The organism is Streptomyces sirii (assembly GCF_045690365.1).
GTDB lineage: Bacteria > Actinomycetota > Actinomycetes > Streptomycetales > Streptomycetaceae > Streptomyces > Streptomyces sirii.
This window is the reverse complement of sequence record NZ_CP147982.1, coordinates 1,181,417-1,207,024: the sequence shown is the minus strand read 5'-3', so window position 1 is coordinate 1,207,024 and position 25,608 is coordinate 1,181,417. Positions and strand designations below refer to the sequence as shown.

Here is a 25,608-nt window from a genome sequence, read left to right as displayed (position 1 = left end):
CCGGCCGCCGCCGCGCGGGCCGGGAAGCCCCCTCTACAGCCGGCGGTTGTCCAGCACGGCCACGGCCCGCCGCACCCGCTCGGTCTCCTCGATGTCCGCGTCGGCGACCAACAGTTCCGGCGCGCTGCCCAGTTGGGCGCGTACCGTCCCGTCGGGGCCCACCAGCACGCTGCGCCCGACGCCGGTCGGCGCCTTGGTGCGCTCCTCCGGATCGGCCGCCGGGTCCGGGGCGGCCTGGCCGACGGCCGCCAGCCACACCGTCGCGTCCAGGGCGCGGGCCCGCACCAGCAGGTCCCACTGCGCGCGCTTGCCCGGTCCCGCGCCCCAGGCGGCGGGCAGCACCGACACCGTCGCCCCGGCGTCGGCGTGGGCCCGGAAGAGCTCCGGGAACCGCAGGTCGTAGCAGGTCGCCAAGCCCACCCGGACCCCGTCGACGTCGATGGTGACCACGCGGGTGCCCGCGGCGACCGTGTCGGACTCCCGGAACCCGAAGGCGTCATAGAGGTGGATCTTGTCGTAGGACTCCTCGACATCGGGTCCGGTGACCAGCAGGGTGTTGGCGACCCGCCCGTCGGGCGCCGGGGTGAACATCCCGACCACCACCGTCACCCCCGTCTCACGGGCGACCGAGCGCACCCCCTCCGCCCACGGCCCGTCCAACGGCTCGGCCACCGGCCCGAGCGGTACCCCGAACCGCGCCATGGAGGCCTCGGGAAGTACCGCCAGCCGTGCCCCCTCGCGGGCCGCGCGGCGCACCTGGTCCGCCACTGCCGCGAGATTCTCCTTCGGGTCGGTCGATGCCGTCATCTGGCACAGCGCGATACGCATGCGGTCTCTCTTCCCTCTTCCCTCGTACTTCCCTTGTGACCATCCTGCCCGGCGGTTGCCCGGATGCGCGATGCGGAGGCCGCCCGGCCGGCCCGGGGCACGGCGACGGCCCGGCCCGCGGAGTGCGGGCCGGGCCGTCGTGGTACCGGGAGTGCTACCGCTTCCGCCTTACGCGGGACCGGTGCCGACGCGGGTCCGGGCGGACGGCTCGTCGTCGGCCGGCCGCTCGCCGCCGGTTCCCGCGAGCACCTCCGGGCGCAGCAGGGCCGCGAGCCGCTCCGCCGGGAGCAGCCCCTGCTCCAGGACCAGTTCGGCGACCCCGCGCCCGGTGGCGAGGGCCTCCTTGGCGATCGCGGTGGCGGCCGTGTACCCGATGTGCGGGTTGAGGGCGGTGACCAGCCCGATGGAGTTCTCCACGCTCGCGCGGAGGGTCTCGGTGTTGGCGGTGATGCCCGACACGCAGCGCTCGGCGAGGGTGCGGCAGGCGGCGCCGAGGTGGGTGATGCTCTCCGAGAGGGAGTGCAGGATGATCGGCTCGAACGCGTTGAGCTGGAGCTGGCCCGCCTCGGCGGCCATGGTGATGGTGACGTCGTTGCCGATGACCTCGAAGGCGACCTGGTTGACGACCTCCGGAATCACCGGGTTGACCTTGCCGGGCATGATGCTCGAACCGGCCTGCACCGGCGGGAGGTTGATCTCCGCGAGCCCGGCGCGCGGGCCGGAGGACAGCAGCCGCAGATCGTTGCAGCTCTTGGAGAGCTTGACGGCGATGCGCTTGAGGACGCCCGAGAGGTGGACGAACGCCCCGCAGTCCTGCGTCGCCTCGACGAGGTTGGCGGCGGTGACCAGCGGCAGGCCGGTCAGCGCGGCCAGGTGGTCGCGGGCCGCCGCTGCGTAGCCCTTGGGGGCGTTGAGCCCGGTGCCGATGGCGGTGGCGCCGAGGTTGATCTCGTGGATGAGCAGGACGGCCTCGGCCAGCCGGCTCTGGTCCTCCTCCAGCATCACCGCGTACGCCGAGAACTCCTGGCCCAGCGTCATCGGCACCGCGTCCTGGAGCTGGGTGCGGCCCATCTTGAGGACGTCGCGGAACTCCTCGGCCTTGGCGGCGAATGCCTCGCGCAGCACGGTCATCGCGTCGAGCAGCTCCCGTACGGCGCTGATCGTGGCGACGTTCACCGCGGTCGGGTAGACGTCGTTGGTCGACTGGCTGAGGTTGACGTGCTCGTTGGGGTGCAGATGGCGGTAGTCGCCCTTGTCGTGGCCCAGGATCTCCAGGGCCCGGTTGGCGATCACCTCGTTGGCGTTCATGTTCGTCGAGGTGCCGGCACCGCCCTGGATGACGTCGACGATGAACTGGTCGTGCAGCCGGCCGTCGGCCCGGATCTCGCGGCAGGCGTCGGCGATGGCGTCGGCCCGCTCCGCATCGAGCAGTCCGAGGTCCTGGTTGGCGCGGGCGGCGGCCTCCTTGACGGCGGCGAGCGCGTTGATCAGGTGCGGGTAGGTGGAGATCGGCGTACCGGTGATGGGGAAGTTCTCCACGGCGCGCAGGGTGTGCACGCCCCAGTACGCGTCGGCGGGTATCTCGCGGTCGCCGAGCAGATCGTGTTCGCGGCGGTGGGCGGCGGCGGTCATGGTGCGGGTGGTCCTTTGCGGGGTGGGTCGGCGACGGGCGCCGTAAGGGGTGAGTGGGTGCGGCCCGGGTGGAGTTGACGTGGTGTCAGGAGTTGGTGGGTCGAGCGTCGGCGGCCGGCGGGGCGAGTGCGCCCGCCGCCCGGAGCGCCCCGACCGGGGCGCCGCCACCGATGACCGGCGTGGCGGCGAAGGCGGCGAGGACCTCGGGATCGACTCCGCAGCGGGCCAGGGCCGCCGCCGTCACCGGCATCCGGGCGCGGTCGGCGCCGTCGGCGATCTTCACGCCGACGGCCCGCCCGTCCGGCAGCGCCGCGATCTGCACGCCCTCGAAACCGTCCTTGGCGAGCAGCCCCGGAACGGCCCGCACCAGCCGGGCGACGTCCCGTCCGCTGCCGGAGACCATCTCGGGGTGCTGGCGCATGGCATGGGCGACCCGGCCCTCGTCGGTGCCGGGAGCGGCGGTCGCGAGCCGGGCGGCGGCCCGGGTCAGGCCGTGCAGCGAGACGGCGAACAGCGGTGCGCCGCAGCCGTCGACGGTGACGCGGGCGATGCCCTGACCGGTGAGGTCCTCGACGGTCGCGGCTATCTCCGTCTGCAGCGGGTGCCCCGGGTCGAGGTAGTCCGCCAGCGGCCAGCCCCGGGTCCGGGCCGTCAGCAGCATGGCGGCGTGCTTGCCCGAGCAGTTCTGGGCGAGCCGGGTGGGGCCGAGGCCCCGCCCGATCCACTCGTCCCGTACGGCGCTCCCGTACGGCAGGTCGGGGACGTTGCGCAGGTCGTCCTCGGTCAGCCCGGCGGTGGTCAGGATGCGCCGGGCGGTGGCCAGGTGCCGCTCCTCGCCGGAGTGGCTGGCCGCGACCAGCGCCATCGCCTCGTCGTCCAGGGGCGGCAGCCCCGCGCGCAGCAGGCCGACCGCCTGGACCGGCTTGAGCGCCGAGCGCGGGTAGAAGGCGGCCTCGATGTCGCCCGTCTGGAACGCGACGCTCCCGTCGGCCGCCAGGACCACCACCGATCCGTGGTGGACGCCTTCGACGATGCCGCCGCGCACCACATGGGCGACGGGAGCGTGGGCCGGTTCGCGGACCTCGGGCGGTGCCTGGGGAACGCGGCGCGGCAGGGTGGTGCTCTGACTCATGATCGGTTCTCGGTGCTTTCGGTGCTCTAGGTGTTGTCGGTGTGGTGGGTGCCCGCGGCGTTCGCCCGTTCGGCGGCGTCCCGTACGGTCCCGACCCGGCCCCGTACCAGGAACCAGCCGCCGACCAGCGCGGCCACGATCAGGGGCAGGGAGAGGATGGTGGTCCGGCCGGCGCCGCCGTCGGCCCACATCAGGACCAGGACCATGGCGAGGAAGACCAGGGTGACGATCTCGGTCCACGGGGAGCCGGGGAGCCGGTAGCCGGGGCGGACGAGCTGCCCGGCCTTCGCCTTCCGCCAGAAGAGCAGATGGCAGAGCATGATCATGGCCCAGGTGCTGAGGATGCCGATCGCCGCGAAGTTCAGCACGATCTCGAACGCCTCGCTGGGCACGACGTAGTTCAGCCCCACGCCCAGCACACAGACCCCCGACGTGAGCAGGATGCCGCCGTAGGGGACATGGCTGCGGCTCATCACGCCGGTGAACCGCGGCGCGGAACCGGACATCGCCATCGAGCGCAGAATGCGACCGGTGGAGTAGAGGCCGGAGTTGAGGCTGGACATCGCGGCGGTGAGCACCACGAGGTTCATCACGCCGCCGGCCGCGGGCACCCCCACGTTGGACAACACGGTCACGAAGGGGGACTCGTCGGCCGAGTACGCGTTCCAGGGCAGCAGCATCGTCAGCAGGACCACCGAGCCGACGTAGAACACGCCCACCCGCCACATGATGGAGTTGATCGCCTTGGGCATGACCTTCTCCGGCTCCGCCGTCTCACCCGCCGTGACACCGACCAGCTCGACCGAGGCGTAGGCGAAGACGACACCCTGGACGACCAGCAGCATCGCCAGCGTTCCGGTGGGGAAGATCCCGCCGTTGTCGGTGATCAGGGAGGGGCCGGGGGAGTGGCCGGCGACCGGGTGCTGGGTGACCAGCAGGAAGATGCCGATCAGCATGAAGACGACCAGCGCGCCGACCTTGACGATCGCGAACCAGAACTCCAGCTCACCGAAGATCTTCACGGAGATCAGGTTCACGGACAGGACGACCGCGAGCGCGATCAGGGCGATCACCCACTGCGGGATGTCGGAGAACATGCCCCAGTAGTGGGTGTAGGTCGCCACCGCGGTGATGTCGGCGATGCCGGTGGTGGCCCAGTTCAGGAAGTACATCCAGCCCGCGACGAAGGCCCCCTTCTCGCCGAGGAACTCCCGGGCGTAGGAGACGAAGGCGCCCGAGGACGGCCGGTGCAGCACCAGCTCTCCCAGCGCGCGGACCACGAGGAAGGCGAAGACACCGCAGACCGCGTAGGCCACGGCCAGCGAGGGCCCGGCGCCGGCCAGCCGGCCGCCCGCGCCGAGGAACAGCCCGGTGCCGATCGCGCCGCCGATGGCGATCATGTTGACGTGCCGGGACTTCAGCGCCTTGCTGTAACCGGCGTCTCCCGCGTCGACGTGCTGCGGTGCGGGCCGCTGCTCGGGCTGCCGTTCCGCCGTCCGGAGGTGCTGCTCGCTCATGCCGAAACCTCGCTTCGCTCGGCCTCGGATGCGCCGGACGCGCACCTTGCCATGGTGATCTCGCTGCGGTGGCTCACGCGTGATCCTCATTTCCTGTGGAGGGGCTCGTACGGTCGGGCGGCCGCACGATGGTGGTCAGCGTCGACTCGACGCGTGCGAGGTGGTGCTCCATGGCCTCGGCCGCATCGTGCTCGGACTGGTCGATCAGCGCCTCGACGATCGCCCGGTGCTCCCGGTTCGCCTGCTCACGCCGACCGCCGAGCTCGTTGAGGAAGGCCGACTGCCGGGCCAGCGCGTCGCGGATCTCCTCGATCACCCGCCGGAAGACCGGGTTGCGGGCCGCCTGGGCGATGGCGAGGTGGAAGAGGGTGTCCATGGCGACCCATGCGGTGGTGTCGGTCTCCCGCTCCATCCGCTCCAGCAGGTGACCGAGCTGGTCGAGGTCCTCCGGGGTGCGGCGCACCGCCGCGTACCCGGCCACCGGGATCTCCACATGCCGACGCACTTCGAGGAGGTCGCTGGCCGCGTAGTCGCCGAAGGTGGGGTCGGCCACCGCGCCGTCGGAGACGACGAAGGTGCCCTTGCCGGTACGCGACACGGTCAGCCCCATCGTCTGGAGCGCCCGCAGGGCCTCGCGGAGCACGGGTCTGCTCACTTCCAGGCGACGGCAGAGCTCTGCTTCCGAAGGGAGCTTCTCCCCGACCGCGTAGTCGCCCCGCTCGATGGCGCCGCGCAGATGGTTCAGTACCGCTTCCATCGCGCTGACCCGCCGGGGCGGATCGCCAGCTGTCTGGCTGTCTGACAGGTTCACCCCGGGATCGTCGATTCCGGCAGGGGGCGCTGTCAAGAGGTGTGACGCGCTTCGCCGAAGTCCGGCCCGGGACGTACGTCGTACCCGGTCACAGTCGGCGACCCGGCGGTGTCACTGCGCTTCCGCCCACTGGTAGCGGTGCTCGGGCCGCCCGGTGTCGCCGTATTTGAGCGTCAGGGCGATATGGCCGCTGCGTTCCAGATGCTTGAGGTAGCGCTGGGCGGTGGAGCGACTGACGCCGGAGCGCTCGGCGACCTCGTGCGCGGACAGCGGGCGCCCGGCCTCCGCCAGGACGCGCCGTACCAGGTCGACGGTGGCCGCCGAGTGGCCTTTGGGCAGCTCGGTGTGCGGGGAGCCGGCGGTCCGGAAGGCGCCGAAGATCCGGTCGACCTGCTCCTGGCCGGCCTCGCCGCGGCCGCCCACCCCCTCGACCGTGCGGCGCAGCGCGGCATAGCCGTCGAGCTTGGCCCGCAGTCCGGAGAAGCCGAAGGGCTTGACCAGGTACTGCAGCGCGCCGGAGCGCATGGCGTCCTGGATCGTGTGCACATCGCGGGCCGCCGTCACCATGATCACGTCCGCGCGGTGGCCCAGCTGCCGCAGCCGCCGCACCAGGGTCAGGCCCGTCTCGTCCGGGAGGAAGTGATCGAGCAGCACCAGGTCGACCGGGGTGCGCTCCAAAGCGGCCAGTGCCTGGGCGGCGGTGTGGGCGCGGCCGGTGACGCGGAAGCCGGGCACCTGGGAGACGTACGCGGCGTTGATCTCGGCGACATGGAAGTCGTCGTCGACGACCAGGACATCGATCATCGTCCCGTTCCGATCGCCGTGGTGGTGCGCTCATCGCCGTTCAGGGGCGTGGCGAGCGCGTCGGGCAGGACGACGGTGAACACCGCACCGCCGCCCGCGCGGGCGGCCACCCGGGCCATCCCGCCGTGGCGCTCGGCGAGCCGGCGCACCAGCGCCAGGCCGATGCCCCGGCCGCGGCGGAAGGCCACCGGCCCCCGGGCGGCGCGCTCGCCCCCGGCCGGCACCGCGGCCTTCGTGGACCAGCCCTCGGCGAAGATCCGCTCGCGCAGCTCGGGCGGCACCCCCGGCCCGGTGTCCGAGACCCGCAGCACGGCCGTGGTGCCCTCGGCGCGCAGCTCCACCTCGACGAACGGCTTCTGGCGGCGGCGCTCGGCGGTGGCGTCCAGCGCGTTGTCGAGGAGATTGCCCAGTACGGTCACCAGGTCGCGCGGGTCGACGACCGCGTCGGGCAGCAGCGTCGAGGGCGACACCCGCAGCGACACCCCGCGCTCGGCGGCGATGGCCGCCTTGCCGACCAGCAGCGCCGACAGCAGCGGGTCGTGCACCCGCTCGGCGATCTGCTCGGCGGACGCCCGGTGCGCACTGGCCACTTCGGCGACGAACTCCACCGCCTTGTCGTGCCGACCCAGTTCCAGCAGCCCGCGCACGGTGTGCAGCTGGTTGGCGTGCTCGTGGTCCTGGGCCCGCAGCGCGTCCAACAGCCCCTGGGTGCTGTCCAGTTCACGGCCCAGCAGCTCCAGCTCGGTGCGGTCCCGCAGCGTCACCACGGCCCCGCCGTCCCGCGTCGGCACCCGGTTCGCGATCAGTACCCGCCCGCCGGACACGGCCAGCAGATCCTTCCCGTCCACGCGTCCGGCCAGCACATCCGTCGTCCGGCCCGGTGGCAGCACCTCGTCCAACGCCCGTCCCGCGGCCCCCGCACCGATCCCGAGCAGCCGCCCGGCCTCGTCGTTGACCAGCCGGATCCGGCCCCGCCGGTCGAAGGCCACCACGCCCTCGCGGATGCCGTGCAGCATCGCCTCGCGCTCGTCGAGCAGCGCGGAGATATCGGCGAACGCCACCCCGTGCGTACGGCGGCGCAGACGGCGGGAGAGGGCGACCGCGGCCAGCACGCCGACGGCCAGTGCCGCGCCGGCGTACCGCAGCACGGTGGGGATGGTGCCCAGCAGCCGGCTCCGGACGCTGTCGTAGGCGATGCCGACCGAGACCGCGCCGACGATCCGGCCGCGGGAGTCGCGCAGCGGTACCTTGGCGCGGGCCGAACGCCCCAGCGTCCCGGTGTCGATCTGCCGCACCTCCCGACCGGCGAGGGTGCGGCTCGGGTCGGTGGAGACATGCCGGCCGATCTCGGCGGTGCGGGTGTGCGACCAGCGCACCCCGCGGGTGTCCATCACCACGATGTACAGCGCGCCGGTCGCCCTGCGGATCCGCTCCGCCTTCGCCTGCACCGGCCCGCGGGCATCGGGCTCGGTGGCGACGAGCCGGGCTGCGAGGTCCGGATCGGCGGCCGCGGTCTGGGCGATGGACAGTGCCCGCCGCATCGCCTGGTCGTCCAGCTCGGAGCTGAGCGGGGCGAGGAACAGGCTGGTGGCGAGCACCAGCACGCCGGTGGTGAGGGCCACCTGTGCCGTCAGCACCTGCGCGAAGACGCGCCGGGGCCAGTGGATCCGCATGGGTCTCCCTCGTCTCGGGCCCTCCGCGCCCTCGCGGAACCGACGCCCTCTTCTCACGCCGCACGGTCCGCGACGTAAGCCGTTCGTGAGCAACTGTGCACCCCCTGTATCGCGGTTGTCGTTTCTAGCGTGAGCAAAACGAGCACAACAGGGTTTGCGCGCAGAAAGGCAGCTTGTGCCCACAAGGCGGGCTGTGGTCCGGATCACTCCTAGCCTGCCGGGCCATGAGCAGCCACACGAGCCCCGCTATCGAACTGCGGGGAACGAGCAAATCGTTCCGGACTCCGTCGGGGGCGCTGCACACCGCCGTCCGGGATCTGGACCTGGTCGTCGGGCGCGGTGAGTTCGTCGCCGTGGTCGGCCCCACGGGGTGCGGCAAATCCACCACCCTGACCCTGATCAGCGGGCTGGAGGAGCCCACCGAGGGCGAGGTGCTGGTCGCCGGTGAGCCGGTCCGCGGCATCGGCGAGAAGATCGGGTTCGTCTTCCAGCAGGACGCGGTCTTCCCCTGGCGCACCGTGCTGTCGAATGTGATGGCCGGCCCCCGCTTCCGCGGCGTACCCAAGCCCGAGGCCCGGCGGCGGGCGCGTGAATGGCTCGCCCGGGTCGGTCTGGCGGCCTTCGAGGACCGCTATCCGCATCAGCTCTCCGGCGGTCAGCGCAAACGGGTCGCGCTCGCCGCGACCTTCGTCAACGACCCCGAACTCCTGCTCATGGACGAGCCGTTCTCCGCACTCGACGTGCAGACCCGGGCGCTGATGTCGGACGAGCTCCTGGAGTTGTGGTCGGGGACCGGCGCCTCCGTCGTCTTCGTCACCCACGACCTGGAGGAGTCGATCGCGCTGGCCGACAAGGTCGTGGTGATGACCGCCGGCCCCGCGACCGTCAAGGAGGTCTTCGAGGTCGATCTGCCGCGCCCCCGCCGGGTCGAGTCGGTGCGGCTGGAGCCACGGTTCATCGAGATCTACCGGGAGATCTGGTCCTCGCTCGGCGAAGAGGTCCGGATCACCCGCGAGAGGGGTGCCGCCGATGCCGCCTGAGACCGTCCCCGCGCGGCGCGTCGGGGTGACCAAGTCCCCTGCGGGAGTGGACCGTTCGCGGCAGCGGGCGCGCACCGCACGCAACCACCGGCTGCTGGTCCACGGCGCGCGGGTGCTGCTGCTCGTCGGGCTGATCGCACTGTGGGAGTGGCTGGCCCGGGCCGCCGTGATCGATCCCTTCAACTTCTCGATGCCCTCCAAGATCTTCGACCAGATGACCCAGTGGGCACTGCACGGCACCCCGCAGGGCTCGTTGTGGGAGCAGGTCTGGTACACGCTCTACGAAGCGCTGCTCGGTTGGGTCATCGGGGTGACGGGCGGGGTGGTGCTGGGCATCGCGCTCGGCCGGATCCGCTTCCTCGCCGATGTCCTGGGCCCCTACATCAAGGTGCTCAACGCGCTGCCTCGGATCGTGCTCGCCCCCATCTTCCTCATCTGGTTCGGCCTGGGACCGGCCTCCAAGGTCGCCTCCGCCGTGGTCCTGGTCTTCTTCCCGGTCTTCTTCAACGCTTTCCAGGGCGCCCGGGAGGTGGACCGCAACCTGGTCGCCAACGCCCGGATCCTCGGCGCGAGCAGCCGCCAGGTCACGCTGCGCGTCGTGATCCCCTCCGCCACCTCATGGATCTTCACCAGCCTGCACGTCAGCTTCGGCTTCGCGCTGATCGGCGCGATCGTCGGCGAGTACATCGGCGCGACCAAGGGCCTCGGCCTGCTGGTCGCGGCGTCGCAGGGCACCTTCAACGCGGCCGGCGTGTACGCGGCCATGGTGATCCTGGCCGTCGTCGCGCTGCTCGCCGAGGGGCTGCTGGCCTTCCTCGAACGGCGGCTCTTCCGCTGGAAGCCGGCCGACGCCGCCGACCGCTGAACTCCCCGTCTCCCACCACACCTTCCTTCGCTTAAGGACGTCACCATGCCTGCGCACCGCAAGCTCCCGGCCGTCGCGGCCGCCGCCCTGCTCGCCCTGACCACCCTCACCGCGTGCGGCGGCGGTGGCGCGACGAACTCCGCCGCCGACGGCGGGAACGGCAAGATCAAGATCATGGTGGGAGGCCTCGACAAGGTCATCTATCTGCCCGCCAGACTCACCCAGCAACTCGGCTACTTCGAGGACGAGGGCATCCACGTCACCCTGCTCACCGAACCGGCCGGTGTGCAGGCCACCACCTCGCTCGTCTCCGGCGACGTCCAGGGCGTCGTCGGCTTCTACGACCACACCCTCGATCTGCAGGTCAAGGGCAAGCAGGTGGAATCGGTGGTGCAGCTCGCGCACGCCCCCGGAGAGGTCGAGGTGGTCTCGAACCAGGCGGCCGCCGACCTCACCTCGGCCAAGGACTTCAAGGGCAAGAAGCTCGGGGTCACCGGCCTGGGGTCGTCCACCGACTTCCTGACCAAGTACCTCGCGGTCAAGAACGGCGTACAGACCGACGAGTTCACGCCGGTGGCGGTCGGTGCCGGCCAGACCTTCATCTCCGCCATCCAGCAGGGCTCCGTCCAGGGCGGGATGACGACCGATCCGACGGCCGCGCAGATCGTCGACAAGAAGCTCGGCAAGGTCCTCATCGACATGCGCACCCCCGAGGGCTCGAAGGAGGCGCTCGGCGGCCCGTACCCCTCCTCCAGCCTCTACATGAGCACCGACTGGGTGAACAGCCACAAGAAGGAGGTGCAGAAGCTGACCAACGCCCTGGTGAGGACCCTCAAGTGGATGTCCACGCACACCCCCGAGCAGATCGCCGCGAAGATGCCGTCCGACTACGCCCAGGGCGGCAAGCAGCTCTACGTCCAGGCGATCAAGGACACCCTGCCGATGTTCACCAAGGACGGGGTGATGCCGGCCGACGGCCCCGCCACCGTCGAGCGCGTGCTGAAGTCCTTCAACCCCAACCTCAAGAACGCCACGGTGGATCTGAAGAAGACCTACACCACCGAATTCGTCAAGAAGGCGGGCTGACCGGCAGGCGGCGGGCCACCCCGGTCAGACGAAGTTGATCTCCGCCCGGCCCAGCAGCGGATCGTCGACCAGCTGCCACAGCGGTACCGCGTAGTTGCCGAAGCCGTAGCGACCGCCGAAGTGCAGGCCCAGTACGCGGTGGTCGGTGAGGTCGATGACCGGGGAGCCGCTGTTGCCGCCCAGGGTGGAGCAGTCGTGCTGGATGACGTTCCGGTCCGGCACCAGCTCGGTCGTGGTGCCGGGCTGGAGCCGTTTGACGTTGTAGATGTCCATGAAGATCCGGCGCATCGACTCCGGTTCGTTGCGTCGGCCGTCGTACGCCGGATAGCCCACGCAGTACACCGGACGCCCGGGCAGATCGCCCGGCGCGTCGGCGGCCACCGCCAGGGGAGAGGGCAGCGCGCCGCCGCCGTCCGGCGGCGCGACCCGCAGCAGCGCCAGATCGACGTCCTCGTGGATGCCCAGGATCTCCACGACGTCGAAGGAGGGGCCGCCGCCACCGGGCGCGGCGCCGCCGTACTCCTCACCCATGTCGACATTGACGCTGACGCCCGGCTGGAAGGTCCAGCCTGCGCCGCCGCCGCGGGCGAACTCCGCCGCCACATGACGGTTCGTCAGCACCACGTCCGGGCCGACCAGGAACGCCGTGCCGAGCCAGTCCAGGCTGATGTGCCCGGTCAGCTCGACCCGCCCCACCCGGGTCAGCGACTCCCGGATCGCGGCCCGGTGCCCGTCGAGCACCGCCCAGTCGCCCTGCTGCGGTGCGAAGTCGTGGTTCTGGACGAGGATGGCGGGCCGGCCCTCCAGCAGCACGATGGCCTCCATGCCGAAGGACTCGTCGTCGCTGATCTCGTCGTCGCGGCCCTCGGCGAGCTTCTCCAGACCGCTGACGCCGGCCGACAGCACCCGGGTCCGCTCCTGCTGGGCGAACTGGGAGATCTGCCCGGCCGGCAGCTCGTCCGCCGGCAGCTCCTCCAGGGACTCGGGGATCTCCCAGGACAGCCCGTCCCGCACCCGCGCCGCGACCTCCCGCAGGTCCGAGAAGACCCGCTCGGGCCCCGCCGCGACCGGTGATCTGTTCCCTCTGCGCATCTTGCCCTCCTTGGACTGTGGCCCCCGCTAGACCGCTGCCTGTGCCGCGGCGATCTCGGCATGGACACCTGGACTGGTGGTCTCCAGATGGCGCATCACGCTGCGCATCTGGGTGCCGACGTTGACGAACGCTGTGGTCCGGCCCTGGAACTGGACGTTCTCCACCCGCCGCGTGCCCCGGTGGAGCGCCACCACCTTCCAGTCGTCGGTCAGCACGGGCGAGCCCGAGGAGCCGCCGCGGGTGTCGGTGAAGTAGCGGATGTCGTGCTCGTCCGCCTCGTAGACGAGGTTGTTGCGCAGCGCCACCCGCTTCGGTCGGCCGCCCGGATGCTGGATGATGTTGACCGCCACGTAGTCGCCCCGGGCGACCGCCAGCGGCCCGTCCGCCAGCTTCAGCACCGGCCGGGCCGGGCCGGGAGCCAACCGCAGCACCGCGTAGTCGAGTTCGGCGTCCGCGGCGACGAGCTCGCCGACGGTGGCCTCCTCCGTCTCCACCTCGTCGGTGTCGAAGTCGAACCGGGCGGTGGTGTGCCGGGCCTGCAGTTGCAGATCCGCGCCGTCGGCCATCGGCCGCCCCGTGCCGGTCCCGGCCCTGGCGTTGACCACATGGTGGTTGGTGACCAGCAGGTCCGGGGCGATCAGCCACCCGGTACCGGAGTGCGGGAAGCCGTTCGGCTGCAGCGGCGCGCCCCCCTGGTAGGGCGGCACCTTGAGCCGGGCCACCGCCCCGCCGGCCAGCTCACCGCCCCGCAGAAACCCGATCGGGACGGTGTCGTCCCGATGGATGATCTCCTCCTTGATCTCCGCCGCCGGAGTGGGCAGACCGGCCAGCACATCCGGTTCACCGCCCGCCTTGCGGGCCACCTCGTCCAGGGCCCGCTGGAAGACGGTGAGCGGATCGGCCTCGGTGGTCTCGGCGACCGCGTTGCGCAGCCAGATCTCCAGCGGCACCGAGCCGTCCACCAGCCGCTCCACCCGGTTCATCTCGTTGAGGTCCGAGCGCACCTGTCGGCCGGGGGCGGGGTTGAGCGGCAGGGTGCCGCGGTAGCGGGGCATGATCCCGTCGAGCAGCAGCGGCCGGACGGTGGGGTCGGCCAGCCCGGTCTCCACGGCGGCGTCCAGCAGCTGCTGGATCTCGTCGGGCGAGAGATAGGTGTTCACCGGTCACCGCTTTCCGCTGGGGCGCGCCCGGGCACCGGCGCGTGCTGGACGATCCGGGAGGTGGCCGCCGGGCGGCCCGTGCTGCCCACTCCCATGGCCGCCGCCACTCCGGCGACGATCTCCCCGCTCTCGTCGGGCGTGTCCAGCAGCCGCCGGGCCAGCTCGTCGAGCGTGCCGCGGTCGCGGGCCAGCCGCAGGATCCCCGCGATGCTGCTGGGCGCCCCGCCCGTGTCCGGCCGGGTCGGCCCCGCGGCCTGGTTCAGGATCTCCATCACGGCGCCCAGCAGCGCCGGTTGGCGGAGGGTCGCGCGGCGCATCGCCGCTCCGAGCGCGTCCAGCGTCTCGTCGTCGGCGGACAGGCCCACCACCTCCAGCGCATGGTCGAGCGCCCCGGGCTCCAGCTCGTAGATCTGCGAGGCGACCGCGCGCACGAGCACGGGCTGATCGGCGAGTACGTGGTCGGGCAGCTGCCGCAGCCGCTCGGCGAGCTGCTGATCCGCCTCCTGTGTGCCGCCGTTGCCCGCGGTCAGCTGCGCCCGCGCCAGCAGCGCGCCCATCGCCTCCAGATCCTGCCCCAGGCCGACCGCGACGTCCTCCGCCACCCGCAGGTCCCGGCCGGCGCTCTCCCCGTCGCCGGCTTCCTCCGCGAGCCGGGCGGAGAGCAGCAGCAGCTCCAGATGGCGCTCCTCGCACCCCGCGTGCTCCGCCGGGCCGAGGGCCTGCGCCACGGCCGCACGGGCCTCGGCCAGCCGTCCGAGCCGGCTGAGCGTCTCGGCGAACAGCGCGTGCAGCGGGCTGCACGGCGTCCACGGCCGGCGCCGGCCGATCCGCTCGAACGCCGCCTCCGCGAACCCCTGCGCCAGCAGGTCCTCCACCTCGCGGGCGGCGATCCGCTCCCAGTCCTCCTGGTCGGCGCCCGCCGCGACCTGGTCGGGCGTGCCACCGCCGAGCCGTGCCGTGAGCAGCCCGGCCGCCCGGGGGGTCATGTCCTGCTGCGCCCCGGCCAGATACCGCTCGACGCCCGGCAGCCACCGCTCCTCCACCGAGCGCGGGTTCTCGTCCAGCCGCAGCCGGTGGTAGATCTCCTCGGCCCGCGCCTCCAGCCCCTCGCGTGCGGCGTAGTAGTCGACGGCGCGCCGCTCGACGGCCCGCATCACCTCGGTACGGTCGCCGCCCGGCAGCCGCAGCATGATGGCGCGGACGTCGCCGCGGTAGCGCACGGCGTCCGGGCCGGCCGGCTCGACCAGGTCCAGTCGGCTCAGCGCGTCGAAGAGCGCACGGGCCCGCTCCATGGTCGCCGCCGGCAGCCCGCAGGGTTCGGCGAGCACCTCCTTGATGACCTCCGGTGTGATGACCCGCAGCACCAGGCCCGGGTGGGCGAGGCGGCGGACGTCCTCGTCGACGATGTGACTGAGGATCCGGTCGTAGAGGATGCCCTGGACCAGCAGCTGGTCGACGTTGCGGAAGACCTCGCGGCGGCGTTCGGGCAGGCTGCGGATCAGCTCGCAGGTCCGCTCGGGCTCCGGCCCGGCGAGGGTGGCGGCCCGGGCGGCCAGCTTCAGGCTGAGTGGATGGCCGCCGACCCGGTCGGCCAGTGCCCGCGCCATGTCCGGGTCCTCGACCCCGCAGGACATCAGCACGTCGACGGCCGCCTCCGGGGCGAGTTCGCCGAGTTCGATGTCGAGCGGGATGGTGGCCCTCGCCGGATGCTCGACCGACGCCCGCCCGGAGACGATGAACCGCAGCCCCGGATAGACGCTCTGCAGCGTGAGGAAGATCGCCCACATCCGTCCCACCACCGGTGATCCGCGGTACTGCGCCTCCTCGAACGAATCGACGGCGATCACGAACGGCGGGTCCGGCTCGTTCGTGTCGGTCTTGCCGTCCGCGACCGCCCGGACCACGACGTCGGCGACCCGCCGGATCAGATCGGTCTCCCGTCCGGCGGCCAGCATCTGGAACTGCTGGGAGGAACGGCGCCCCAGCACCGCCCGAGTGGTGGCGAGTTGCCGCAGCTGGGTCACCCGCTCCTGCCCCTCCCGCTGGCTGCGGACGACCTGCTGGGACTCGTCCGCCAGCGCGTCCAGCTCGGCGCGGTGGGCCGGGTACTGGACCCCGAGCTGCCGGGCGGCCTCGGCGATCAGGGTGACCGGCTCCCGGAGGGAGAGGGTGGGCCGCTCGAAGTCGATGTACGCGAAGGGGAAGCCGCCGCCGGAACCGTGGACGCCGTCGAGCACGAACTTGGCGAGGAGCGTGCTCTTGCCCATGCCGTCGGCGCCGTGGATGACCAGCGGCGGCGCCGGCTCCAGGCTGCCGCCGGCGGAGGTGCCGGAGTCCTGCCGCCCGGACGCCGCGGGCAGGCCGGCATAGCGCCGCAGCTCCGCCAGTTCGCGGTCCCGGCCCTGGAACGGCCGCCGCGCCAGGCGTTCCAGCGGCTCCAGCAGCCGGGCCCGCTCCAGGGAGTGCTGCAGCGCGGCGGGGTCCGGCAGGCCGGTCGTGCCCGGCACCCGGGACAGCCACAGCACCGCCTGGAGGACATCGGCCAGTTCGTCGACGGTCATGCGGTCGGTGGCCGGCGGGCTGCCCGACAGGAAGGCCAGCGCGAAGCGCTCCGGTCCCGGCCCGGTGGGAAACTGGTCGAGGTTGCACTCCAGGACCCGCCGGGCCACCGCAGGTCCGGCCAGGCCGCGTAACGCCTCCTCCCGGACGTCCGACGCCAGGGCCCACTCGGCCCGGTCCGGCATGCCCAGGGTCGTGCAGTCGTCGACCAGCTCCAGGGCCGCGGTGCCGGCGGCCCGCTCCTCCCCGGGCAGCTTGAGCCGGCGGGGATCGAAGCGGGCCAGCAGACAGGCCGCCTCGCGGTAGGCCCGGCGGGCCGCGGGCACATCCGGGGCCCGGTCCTCGCCGGTGCACAGCGCCGCCCGTAACCGGGTGGCGAACAACTCCCGTACGCCGCCGGGCGGTTCGGTGAACCGCTCAGCGGATCGATAGACATGGATCGCCCCCTCCGCGGCCGTGCACATCCTGCGCATATAGCTTTCGCCGTGCCCGGTGTCCGCGGTGGAGGCGTGCAGCACCTCCGCTACGGCCACGTCGACGAGTTCGGCGATGGTGGCTTCCCGGGCGTCTCCGCTGCCGAGGAACGCGGGCGGCGATTCGTGGAAGACCTGGTCGAAGAAGGCGCGCAGATCGCCGGGCTCGGCCACCCGCGCGGTGTCCCAGCAGATGTTTCCCCGCAGGTCGTGGGGGAGTTGGCGCATCGAGGGCCCGTATCCCAGGAGCACCAGCCGGGGTGCGTCGTCGCCCCGTACGTCGGCGTGCTCGTAGATGGCCATCGCCAGCTGCCCGATGAAGTCCCACACATCGGAGCTGGGGTCGAGCTTGTCGCACTCGTCCAGGACCAGCCACAGCCGCTCCTCGACGGCGGTCGCCCGCCCGGCCACCCAGTGCGCCGCCTCGTCGATCGACGGGAGCAGGTCGTTGAGGCCGGTGGGGTTCAGCGGGGAGGCCCCGGCGTGCGGACCGGCGACGAAGTCGGCCAGCCGCCGGACGACCCGGGCGGCGGTGGAGGTGCGCGTGAGGGTGACCCGTACCGGACGGAATCCGCAGTGCTGTCCGATGTGGCGCAGGAAGCCGTAGGTGTAGGACCGGCCGCTGTCCGGTTCGCCGTCGACCAGCAGGATGAACTTGTCGGGGTCCGCGATGAACCGGCGCAGGGTCTCGCGCAGGTCCTGGCGGTCGATGAAGGCCTCGGTGCCGTTCTTGAGGACGCAGGTGCGGAAGTTGTCCCGCGCGTTGTGGGCGCGTAAGTCCTCGCGCAGCCGGTCCCGGAACTCCTCGGCCTTGCTCACCTGCGGCAGCACCCGCAGCCGGTCTTCCGCGGTCAGCACCTCGACGAGCCTGAGCTGCCGCTGGATGTCCGTACGCGACTGGTGCACGAGGGCGCGGGCGTTGTCGGAGCTGACCTTCCCCAGCGGCAGCGCGGCGATGAATTCCGGGGGGAAGCCGAGCTGGGCGAGCTGGATGTGCGGCTCGGTGGTGTCGACCAGATAGGTCTGCACCCAGTCGGTGACCAGGTCCCACTCGGTTTCGTCCAGCGGCACGTCGCACCTACCCCGCACCGTCGAAGATCCGCTGGACCGGCTCCCTGACCTGGCGCTGGGACAGGTACTCGGTGACGCCGTGGTGGTTCCTGCTGTCGTTGGTGACCAGCAGATCGGTGACCTTCTCCTGCGGTGCGTACTCGGGCCGCAGGGTGTGGTCGAGCGCCACCAGGTCCCGCAGGTCGGAGGCGTTGCGCCAGGCGGTCACGCCTGCCGGAACCGCCGGTGGCCGCGCCAGATGGTCCTGCACCTCCGAGATCGCCAGCGGGGAGCCGAGGGTGACCAGCAGTTCCACGTCCCGCCCCTGCTCCATCAGCACCTCGTAGGCGATGATCGTGCCCAGGCTGTGCCCGACGACCACCAGCGGACCGCCGTCCAGGCCGTCCAGGGACCGCGCGACCACCTGCCGCATCGCCGGCCCCGACCCGCCGAAGAAGTAGGCGTGCACGTCCTGGAACGCGTGCTTGACCAGCAGCCGGAACAGCGCTGTCCGGCCCGGCTGGGGCAGCGGCAGCGCCTCCAACGGCAGCTCCTCGCTCGGCTCCTCGCGCTCACCGGCGTGGGCCAGCGTGTCGGCGAGGTAGGTCATGTCCCGCAGCCAGTCGGCCAGTGCGCGCTCCTCCAGGCCGGCCCGCCCCTCCAGCCCGAGGTCGCCGGCCTCCCGCCGCGCCTCGTCGAGCGTCCGGGCCACGAACTCCTCGGGCGGCTCGGCCTCGGCCCGCTCCGCCATGGCGGGCAGTTCCTCGACCAACTCCGGCCCGCCGTCCAGCGGGTCCGGCCGCAGATCGGGCAGCGGTGCCGGATACCGCACCGGGGCCCAGTACGCCATCCGCGATGCCGCACCCATGTCCCGGCCGAACAGCGCCGTGTCCCACTGGGACTTGAGCAGCTCCGCGCGCGGCTTGTTCCCGTTTCCGTGGACGTAGACAACCGTGGGTGGCATCGCGCTTCCCTCCGCGCCTCAGCGCTGCATCATGATGTCGTCGTGGGAGGCGAGGCGCTTCCAGCGCTCGCCCGGGGCGCGTACCGCCGGCATCAGATCGGCGGCCGGCAGCGGCCCGAGGTCCAGCGAGGTCAGCTCGACGACATCCGACACCGGTACCTGGAACGTCCGGAAGGCGCCGAGGGGAGGCGGCGCCCCCGGCGTCGCGCCGGCCAGCGCCCGCTCGGCGTCCCGGGTCAGGTCCGGGCTCTGGTCGAGGACGTACGCCGTCGCCGCCAGCGACCCGTCCTGCACGAACGCCGCCACCTTCCAGAAGCGCAGCGGCACTTGTACGCCCCGGTACGGCGGGTCCGAGTCGTGCAGCACCGGTCCGGTCAGCACGGTCAGCTTGCGGTCGAACGTCGCGGCGTGGTCGAGCAGGAAGTTCTCCAGCCCCTGCCACAGCTGCTTGCCCTGGTTGAACACATCGGCCTGCGGGGCGGCGTTGGTGTAGTGGAAGGTGTCCGCGTTGGCCTTGTTCGCCTCCGTCGCCTCGCCCCATACGGGATCGAGCCGGCGCACCAGATGGCCCTTGTCCAGGGAGTTGTCGCGGTACACCTCGTCACCGGACTGGTGGCGCTCGTCCAGCCGCGGATCGAAGCGCCAGCTGCTCTCCCGGGGTACGTGCTCCACCAGGAGGCGGCCGTCGATGCACACCGCGGTGGCCGCCGCCATCCGCCGGTCGGGGCGCAGCACGACGGTGAAGTGGGTGTACGGCAGGACCACGGACGGCACGTCGGGGCTGCTCGGCGTCGGCAGCGGGACCGGGACGCCGAGGAAGTTCTCGTCGTAGCCCGCTCGGTCGGGTAACGGATCCCGGGACTCGGTCCGGGCCGTCGCCCCACCCGACTGCGGGGAATCTGATGGGATCATGTGACCACCGGTTCCCGGTGGCGCGGACCGCCGAATCGGTGCCCCACGGAAGCCACTCGAACAGCCGGGGGCGTCCCCGGCGCACGGCCCGGAGGGGCCCGTTCAGGCGGTTGGGCACCACGCCGCGTTCAGCGGTGGACGAGCCACGGAACGCATCCAGGCGTTGCCCGTCACCCCGCCGTCTCCAAGGAGCCCCCCATGCCGACCGGCCTCTCCCTCCACGTCGGACTCAACCAGGTCGATCCGGACAGGTACGGCGGCTGGGACGGCCGGCTCGTCGCCTGCGAGAACGACGCACACGACATGGCGCGGCTGGCACACGGAGCCGGGTTCGACGACACCACCCTGCTCACCTCCGACGGCACCGTGAAGAACATCACCGCCGAGCTGCGCGCGGCGGCCAAGGCCCTCAAGAGCGGCGACATCCTGCTGTTCACCTACTCCGGACACGGCGGACAGGTGCCCAACACCGACGGCCGCGACGAGGAGCCGGACCAGTTCGACGAGACCCTGGTGTTCTACGACCGCGAATTCCTCGACGACGAGCTGCACCGGGAATTCGGGCGCTTCGCCCAGGGCGTCCGCATCCTGGCCTTCCTGGACTGCTGCCACAGCGGCACCGGCACCGAGCTGCCCGGCGGGAACGAGCAGCACGCACGCCTTATGCCGGTCCCCAAACAGCAGGAGATCTACCAGCGGGACAAGGAGTTCTTCCAGGAAATCCAGCGCGATCTGGCCGCGGGGAAGAGCCGCGCGCGAGGCGCCGACGCGCTTCTCATCTCCGCCTGCCAGGACGATCAGCTGGCCTCCGACGGCGACGTCAACGGAGAATTCACCGGAACTCTGCTGAAGGTCTGGAACAACGGGGCATTCCGCGGTGGCTATCGCAGCTTCCACCACGACATCCAGCGCAATATGCCGGCCACCCAGATCCCCAACCTCTTTGTGACCGGAGCGCCCGCCGACGCGTTCCTGGAGCAGCAGCCCTTCACGGTGTGACGGCGTCCCGCGTGCGCCTGCGCGCGGGCACACACGGACGGGACGCGGCCCGAGGGCCGCGTCCCGCACTCATATTTCTCTTTCGCTCACTCACTCCGCGGGGTAGATGTCCCCGCCCCGCATCATGCTTTCCTGCTCGCTCTGGGACTGCAGCCTGCGGGCCTTCTCCTGCAGCCGCTTCCGCTCGTCCGGGTCGCTGGTGCGCTCCGCGGCCGCCTTCAATTCCTGAGCCTTGTCGCGCATCTGCTGGATTCGTGCGCGTGTTTCTCCTGAGGCATTCATGATCTGTCCTCGCACGGTGTAGGGGAGTCGCCTCTACCAGCGAATCAGGCTCGGCGGCCGTCGGCACCTCGAAGGGCCACTCGCCCCGCCGCGGAAAACCGCCGACCGCAACGAAGCCGGATCGTAGGAACGCCCCGACCGCGGCGCGCCCGGGCGTCTCGGCGTGTCTCCACCGGATGGCCTTCCTGAATGGCGAGGGCGCCCCAGAGGGACGTTGGCTGAACCACAGCAGCACAACGTCCGCTGAGTGTCAGCGCTTCTGGTGTTTGACGCTCTCCTCGTTCAGTGGAGACCCTCCATGACATCCGAACCAGCACTTTGTGGGGGCGACGCCGAACTGTCATCGACAGAACACGGCGAGCACATTCCGCCCGACACCCCTGAGAAGAACTCGGCCCGCACCATTCTGTGGGAGGCAGTCACCCATCGGCCCCTGGAGGAGGTCGCCGCCCTTGTGGAACTGCTCAAGCGCAGCGACGACGTTCCCAACCCCGGTGACGAGGCCCTGCGAGTGGCGGTCGTGTCCCGTCCGGTGAGCGAGGTCGCTGCGCTCTGCGAACTGCTCCGGGCCGCCCCGAACACCGTGGACTCGAGCCATGACGCGCTGCGCGCCGCGGCCGTGGGCAGGTCGGTGGAGGAGGTCGCGCAGCTGATCGAGCTGTTCGACCGCACGAAGCAAGGCGGTGCCGACCTCTTCGGCGCCGACCCCTACGGCGGCGACTCCCCGCATCTGTCCGACCACTTCCCTCCCGGTCCCGGTGGCCCCATGGAGCCGGAGCCCACCACGGCCATGCACGTCCTCGACCCCGACGTACGGCCCCTGGGCAACGCCGGGCCGCCGCACACCGCACGTCGCGAGGCCCCGCCGCAGCACCCCAACCGCCCGCCCTGGGCCCAGCAGCAGGCCGGCCACGCGCCGCAGGGCGGCCCGGCGTGGCACGCCGCGCACCAGGAGCCCCGGCCGCCCGGCTACGCGCTGCCCGGTGTGCTGCACTCGGTACTGCGCTGGCCGGCTGCCGCGGCGCTGGCGCTGTGCGGGCTGAGCCATCTGCCCGTGAACTCCTCGCACATGCAGGGCGCGCAGGCCGCCGCCGGGCTCTCGATGGCCATCACCGTCATCTACCTGCTGCTTGCGGGCTGGCTGGCGATGCGCGACACCGCCATGGTCTGGACGGTGAGCGCGGCCGCGGCCATGGTCATCGTCGCCCTGCACGCACTGTCCCGGGCCGGTGTCCTCACCCCACTGGGCAGCGGACTGGGCGACACCGCGATGTGGCCCGAAGTCATCGCGGTGGGACTGGCCATCGTCAGTGCGGGACTCGCGGGGGCGGCGCTGCTGGTCCGCCCGCGCCGGGCAGACCCGGTCACGGCCGGAGCATGAGCGGCCGCCGTACACATGGCGCCGTGGGCGCGGGCCGGGACCCCGACCGGGGTCCCGGCCCGCGCCCTTCGCCCGCCCGGTGGACGGGCGTGGCCCCTCAGGAGTGCGGAGCGCCGTAGTGCCCGGCGAGCCGCCGGCGGTACTCGTCGTCGCCGATGTGCTTCTCCCGCTCGAACTCCGGTGCGTCCTCGATGTCCTTCTTCGTACGGGCGAGATAGATCGTGCCCCGCTCGTGGTCGATCGAGGAGACCACGCCGGCCGGCAGCAGGACGTGCCGGCCGAAGACCCACACATGGGTGTCGACGACCAGACAGGCGGCGCCGGCCTCGTCGACCTGCGCCTCGACCGTCCCGACGGTGCCGTCGATCGCCTCGACCGAGTAGCCGGTGAGATCGGTCCCGGCCCGGCGTTCCACGGAGTCGTGGTAACGCCAGATGCTGTCCGTCACAGCGACACCTCCCCTCTCACTTCTTCGGTGCGGTGCGGGTGTAGCGGCGCAGGGCCCAGGCGGGCAGCGCGAACCAGCACACCATGAACCAGGCGGCGAGTCCCGCGACGATCCACGGCACCGCGGTGTCGTCCATCGCGACGCGCAGGATCAGCAGCAGCGCCGAGGCGACCGTCGCCAGCGGCAGCAGTTCGACCCACCGTCGGTCGGCGCGCTCCTCCGGCGTCTCATGACGGCCCTCGGCCGTCCGACGCGGCCCCAGCGGCCCCGACTCCACCCGGCCTCACCTGCCTCCGTGTCCGCCCGGCCGCTTCGTCACGCCCGCTCGCTCTTCTCGGTGGTACGGAACGCCAGCTTGTTGTCCCGCATCTCCACCAGCACCTCGTCCCCGGCCGACAGCGCACCGTCCAGCAGCAGCCGCGAGAGCGCGTTGTCGACCTCGCGCTGGATGATGCGGCGCAGCGGCCGCGCTCCGTACTCGGGCTGGTGGCCGCGGTGGGTGAGCCAGTCCACGGCCTCGGGGGCGAACTCCACGGAGATGTCCTGGGCCTCCAGCCGGCGCCTGGTGCCCTCCAGCAGCAGACCGGTGATCTGCTGCAGCTGGGCGTCGCTGAGCCGGTGGAAGACGATGATCTCGTCGAGCCGGTTGAGGAACTCCGGCCGGAAGTGCTCGCGCAAGCTGGCCAGCGCCCGTTCCCGGGCCGCGTCGCCGCCCGGTGCCCCCGAGGTGTCCGCGCCGAATCCGAGCACTCCGCGACCGCCGCTGAGCGCGTCGGAGCCGAGGTTGCTGGTCATCACGATGACGGTGTTCTTGAAGTCGACCGTACGGCCCTGGGAGTCGGTCAGATGCCCGTCGTCGAGCACCTGCAGCAGCATGTTGAAGATGTCCGGGTGGGCCTTCTCCACCTCGTCGAGCAGCAGCAGCGCGTACGGGTGGTGGCGCACCGCCTCGGTCAGCTGGCCGGCGTCCTCATGACCGACGTATCCCGGAGGGGCGCCCACCAGCCGGCTGACGGTGTGCCGCTCCTGGAACTCGCTCATGTCCAGCCGCACCATGCGCTCCTCGCTGCCGAACAGGGCCTCGGCCAGCGCCCGGGCCAGTTCGGTCTTGCCCACCCCGGTGGGGCCGAGGAAGAGGAAGCTGCCGATCGGGCGGTTGGGGTCGGCGAGCCCGGCCCGCGAGCGCAGGATCGCCTCGGAGACCGCCGTGACGGCGTCGTTCTGCCCGATGACGCGGGTGTGCAGCCGGTCCTCCAGGCCGAGCAGCAGCTCCTTCTCCTCCTGCGTCAGACTGCTCACCGGCACACCGGTCTGCCGCGACACGATCTCGGCGATGTCCTCCGCGGTGACCATCACGATCCGGCCGTCACCGCTCGGCGCCGCGCCCCGGGCCGCCTCGATCCGTGTGGTGAGCGCGTTGATCCGGTCCCGCAGCTCGGTGGCCCGCTCGTACTGCTCGGCGGCGACCGCCTGGTCCTTGTCCACGGCCAGCTGCTCCACCTCGCGCTCCAGGGCCCGTACGTCGGTGGTCTTGGCGCCCGAACGCAGCCGGACCCGGGCGCCCGCCTGGTCGATGAGGTCGATGGCCTTGTCCGGCAGGAAGCGGTGCGGGATGTAGCGGTCGGAGAGTTCCACCGCCGCGAGCAGCGCCTCCTTGGTGTAGCGCACCTGGTGGTGCGCCTCGTAGCGGTCCTGCAGTCCGCGCAGGATCTGCACCGTGTCGGAGACGGACGGCTCGGGCACCAGGATCGGCTGGAAACGGCGGGCGAGGGCGGGGTCCTTCTCGATGTGCCGCCGGTACTCCTCCAGCGTGGTGGCGCCGATGACATGCATCTCGCCGCGGGCCAGGGCCGGCTTGAGCATGTTGCTCGCCTCCAGCGAACCGCCGTCGCCGCTGCCGCCGCCGGCCCCGACGACCGTGTGCAGCTCGTCGATGAAGACGATCAGCGATTCGGGGCGCGTCCTGACCTCCTCCATGATCCCGTTCATCCGCTCCTCGAAGTCACCGCGGTACCGCGTGCCGGCGAGGACGGCCGTCAGGTCCAGGGCGACCACGCGCCGACCCGCCAGGGTCTCCGGCACGTCCCCGTCGGCGAGCCGCTGCGCCAGGCCCTCCACGATCGCGGTCTTGCCGACGCCCGCGTCGCCGACCAGCACCGGGTTGTTCTTCCCCCGGCGGGAGAGCACCTCGATGGTCTGCTCGATCTGCTCCTCGCGACCGATGACCGGGTCGATCCGGCCGGCCCGGGCCAGATCGGTCAGATCGCGGCTGTACTTGTCGAGGGTGGGGGTGTCGTGCTTGGGCACGGCGCCGTGCTCGGGTCCGCCGTGCTGGGGGCCGTGGCCGCTCTGCGCGGCGGACTGCGGGTCGAAGTGGGCGAGGTTCAGGATGCGTCCGGCCGCCGAGTCGGGGTTGGCCGCCAGTGCGTCGAGCACATGCTCGGGACCGATGTACGACGCCCCGTTGTCCCGCGCCAGGTCGTGCGCGCCCAGCAGCGCCCGCTTGACCGCGGGGGTGACCGCGACGCTGGACTGCTTGGGGCCGTCGCCGGCGCTGCGGTCGATCTCGGCCGCGAGCGCGTCGGGGTCCGCGCCGGCCTGCCGCAGCAGCGTGCGGGTCGGCTCGGCGGACAGCGCCGCCCGCAGCAGGTGCTCGGTACCGAGCTCGGGGCTGCCGTGCTCGGCGGCGTAGTTGGCCGCGGAGGTCACCAGGTCCCGGGCGGGCCCGCTCATCAGGCGCGCGATGTCGGCCTGGCGGGGTACGGGCTGCCCCGGCTCGCCGCTCCCGGACGTCGCGCCACCGCCGAGGAAGCGCGCGAGGAATTCACTGAACGGGTCCGGGCCGTAACCCTCCGGACCCATGAATCCATTGCTCATGTGTGTCCGTTCCGCTGTCACG

General features: G+C 72.0%; 21 protein-coding genes. 5 read left to right on the top strand and 16 right to left on the bottom strand.

Annotation, left to right across the window (positions count from 1 at the left end; genetic code table 11):
* Positions 1-33: 33 nt before the first annotated feature.
* From WAB15_RS05645 to WAB15_RS05615, 7 genes are all read right to left on the bottom strand, one after another.
* On the bottom strand, positions 34-828 hold the full coding sequence (locus WAB15_RS05645) for a carbon-nitrogen hydrolase family protein (protein WP_399147437.1): 795 nt from the start codon (positions 826-828) through the stop codon (positions 34-36).
* Between the two features lie 168 nt (positions 829-996).
* Positions 997-2,460: an aspartate ammonia-lyase gene (gene aspA / locus WAB15_RS05640; protein ID WP_399147438.1), complete on the bottom strand. Its 1,464-nt coding sequence runs from the start codon at positions 2,458-2,460 to the stop codon at positions 997-999.
* 85 nt (positions 2,461-2,545) lie between these two features.
* Positions 2,546-3,592, bottom strand: coding sequence for an asparaginase (locus tag WAB15_RS05635; protein ID WP_407285543.1), 1,047 nt, complete (start codon positions 3,590-3,592; stop codon positions 2,546-2,548).
* 26 nt (positions 3,593-3,618) lie between these two features.
* Positions 3,619-5,109 (bottom strand): amino acid permease, encoded by a 1,491-nt coding sequence (locus WAB15_RS05630; protein WP_399147440.1) that lies wholly within the window; start codon positions 5,107-5,109, stop codon positions 3,619-3,621.
* A 73-nt stretch (positions 5,110-5,182) separates the two neighbouring features.
* Positions 5,183-5,920 (bottom strand): FadR/GntR family transcriptional regulator, encoded by a 738-nt coding sequence (locus WAB15_RS05625; RefSeq protein WP_399147441.1) that lies wholly within the window; start codon positions 5,918-5,920, stop codon positions 5,183-5,185.
* 111 nt (positions 5,921-6,031) lie between these two features.
* The gene (locus WAB15_RS05620; RefSeq protein ID WP_399147442.1) at positions 6,032-6,724 is read right to left on the bottom strand and encodes a response regulator; all 693 of its coding nucleotides are present in this window, start codon (positions 6,722-6,724) and stop codon (positions 6,032-6,034) included.
* Positions 6,721-8,397: an ATP-binding protein gene (locus tag WAB15_RS05615; RefSeq protein WP_407285542.1), complete on the bottom strand. Its 1,677-nt coding sequence runs from the start codon at positions 8,395-8,397 to the stop codon at positions 6,721-6,723. The genes WAB15_RS05620 and WAB15_RS05615 overlap by 4 nt, the downstream gene beginning before the upstream one ends.
* Before the next feature lie 224 nt (positions 8,398-8,621).
* On the opposite strand from WAB15_RS05615, the gene WAB15_RS05610 reads away from it, so the two are divergent.
* From WAB15_RS05610 to WAB15_RS05600, 3 genes are read left to right on the top strand one after another with little or no spacing between them, the layout of a single operon-like run.
* The gene (locus WAB15_RS05610) at positions 8,622-9,437 is read left to right on the top strand and encodes an ABC transporter ATP-binding protein (protein ID WP_399147444.1); all 816 of its coding nucleotides are present in this window, start codon (positions 8,622-8,624) and stop codon (positions 9,435-9,437) included.
* Entirely contained in the window at positions 9,427-10,302 is an 876-nt protein-coding gene (locus WAB15_RS05605) for an ABC transporter permease (protein ID WP_399147445.1), read from the top strand. The genes WAB15_RS05610 and WAB15_RS05605 overlap by 11 nt, the downstream gene beginning before the upstream one ends.
* 45 nt (positions 10,303-10,347) lie before the next feature.
* Positions 10,348-11,388, top strand: coding sequence for an ABC transporter substrate-binding protein (locus WAB15_RS05600; RefSeq protein WP_407285541.1), 1,041 nt, complete (start codon positions 10,348-10,350; stop codon positions 11,386-11,388).
* Positions 11,389-11,412: 24 nt separating this feature from the next.
* Here WAB15_RS05600 and WAB15_RS05595 read toward each other — a convergent pair whose 3' ends face one another.
* Genes WAB15_RS05595 through WAB15_RS05575 form a run of 5 tightly spaced genes read right to left on the bottom strand, consistent with a single transcriptional unit; the run spans position 11,413 to position 19,599 of the window.
* Positions 11,413-12,480, bottom strand: coding sequence for a trypsin-like serine peptidase (locus WAB15_RS05595; protein ID WP_399147447.1), 1,068 nt, complete (start codon positions 12,478-12,480; stop codon positions 11,413-11,415).
* A 27-nt stretch (positions 12,481-12,507) separates the two neighbouring features.
* Positions 12,508-13,641 carry a trypsin-like peptidase domain-containing protein gene (locus WAB15_RS05590; RefSeq protein WP_399147448.1) on the bottom strand — a complete coding sequence of 378 codons (1,134 nt, stop codon included), beginning with the start codon at positions 13,639-13,641 and terminating at the stop codon, positions 12,508-12,510.
* Entirely contained in the window at positions 13,638-17,744 is a 4,107-nt protein-coding gene (locus WAB15_RS05585; protein ID WP_407285540.1) for a hypothetical protein, read from the bottom strand. The genes WAB15_RS05590 and WAB15_RS05585 overlap by 4 nt, the downstream gene beginning before the upstream one ends.
* A gap of 7 nt (positions 17,745-17,751) precedes the next feature.
* Positions 17,752-18,687: an alpha/beta fold hydrolase gene (locus tag WAB15_RS05580; protein WP_407285539.1), complete on the bottom strand. Its 936-nt coding sequence runs from the start codon at positions 18,685-18,687 to the stop codon at positions 17,752-17,754.
* An 18-nt stretch (positions 18,688-18,705) separates the two neighbouring features.
* Positions 18,706-19,599, bottom strand: coding sequence for a DNA/RNA non-specific endonuclease (locus WAB15_RS05575; RefSeq protein ID WP_399147451.1), 894 nt, complete (start codon positions 19,597-19,599; stop codon positions 18,706-18,708).
* A gap of 198 nt (positions 19,600-19,797) precedes the next feature.
* Here WAB15_RS05575 and WAB15_RS05570 point away from each other — a divergent pair, with 198 nt between their 5' ends.
* Positions 19,798-20,598 (top strand): caspase family protein, encoded by an 801-nt coding sequence (locus tag WAB15_RS05570; protein ID WP_399147452.1) that lies wholly within the window; start codon positions 19,798-19,800, stop codon positions 20,596-20,598.
* A gap of 90 nt (positions 20,599-20,688) precedes the next feature.
* Here WAB15_RS05570 and WAB15_RS05565 read toward each other — a convergent pair whose 3' ends face one another.
* A complete protein-coding gene (locus tag WAB15_RS05565; RefSeq protein ID WP_399147453.1) occupies positions 20,689-20,880 on the bottom strand; it encodes a DUF6381 family protein in 192 nt (63 codons plus the stop codon).
* Between the two features lie 298 nt (positions 20,881-21,178).
* Between WAB15_RS05565 and WAB15_RS05560 the strand changes: the two genes are divergently transcribed.
* Positions 21,179-22,261, top strand: coding sequence for a hypothetical protein (locus WAB15_RS05560; protein ID WP_399147454.1), 1,083 nt, complete (start codon positions 21,179-21,181; stop codon positions 22,259-22,261).
* A gap of 97 nt (positions 22,262-22,358) precedes the next feature.
* Here the strand turns inward: WAB15_RS05560 and WAB15_RS05555 are convergent, their stop codons facing one another.
* Genes WAB15_RS05555 through WAB15_RS05545 form a run of 3 tightly spaced genes read right to left on the bottom strand, consistent with a single transcriptional unit; the run spans position 22,359 to position 25,586 of the window.
* Entirely contained in the window at positions 22,359-22,709 is a 351-nt protein-coding gene (locus WAB15_RS05555; protein ID WP_407285538.1) for a PRC-barrel domain containing protein, read from the bottom strand.
* A gap of 16 nt (positions 22,710-22,725) precedes the next feature.
* Positions 22,726-22,986 carry a hypothetical protein gene (locus WAB15_RS05550; RefSeq protein WP_407285537.1) on the bottom strand — a complete coding sequence of 87 codons (261 nt, stop codon included), beginning with the start codon at positions 22,984-22,986 and terminating at the stop codon, positions 22,726-22,728.
* Positions 22,987-23,024: 38 nt separating this feature from the next.
* Positions 23,025-25,586, bottom strand: coding sequence for an ATP-dependent Clp protease ATP-binding subunit (locus WAB15_RS05545; RefSeq protein WP_407285536.1), 2,562 nt, complete (start codon positions 25,584-25,586; stop codon positions 23,025-23,027).
* Between the last annotated feature and the right edge of the window lie 22 nt (positions 25,587-25,608).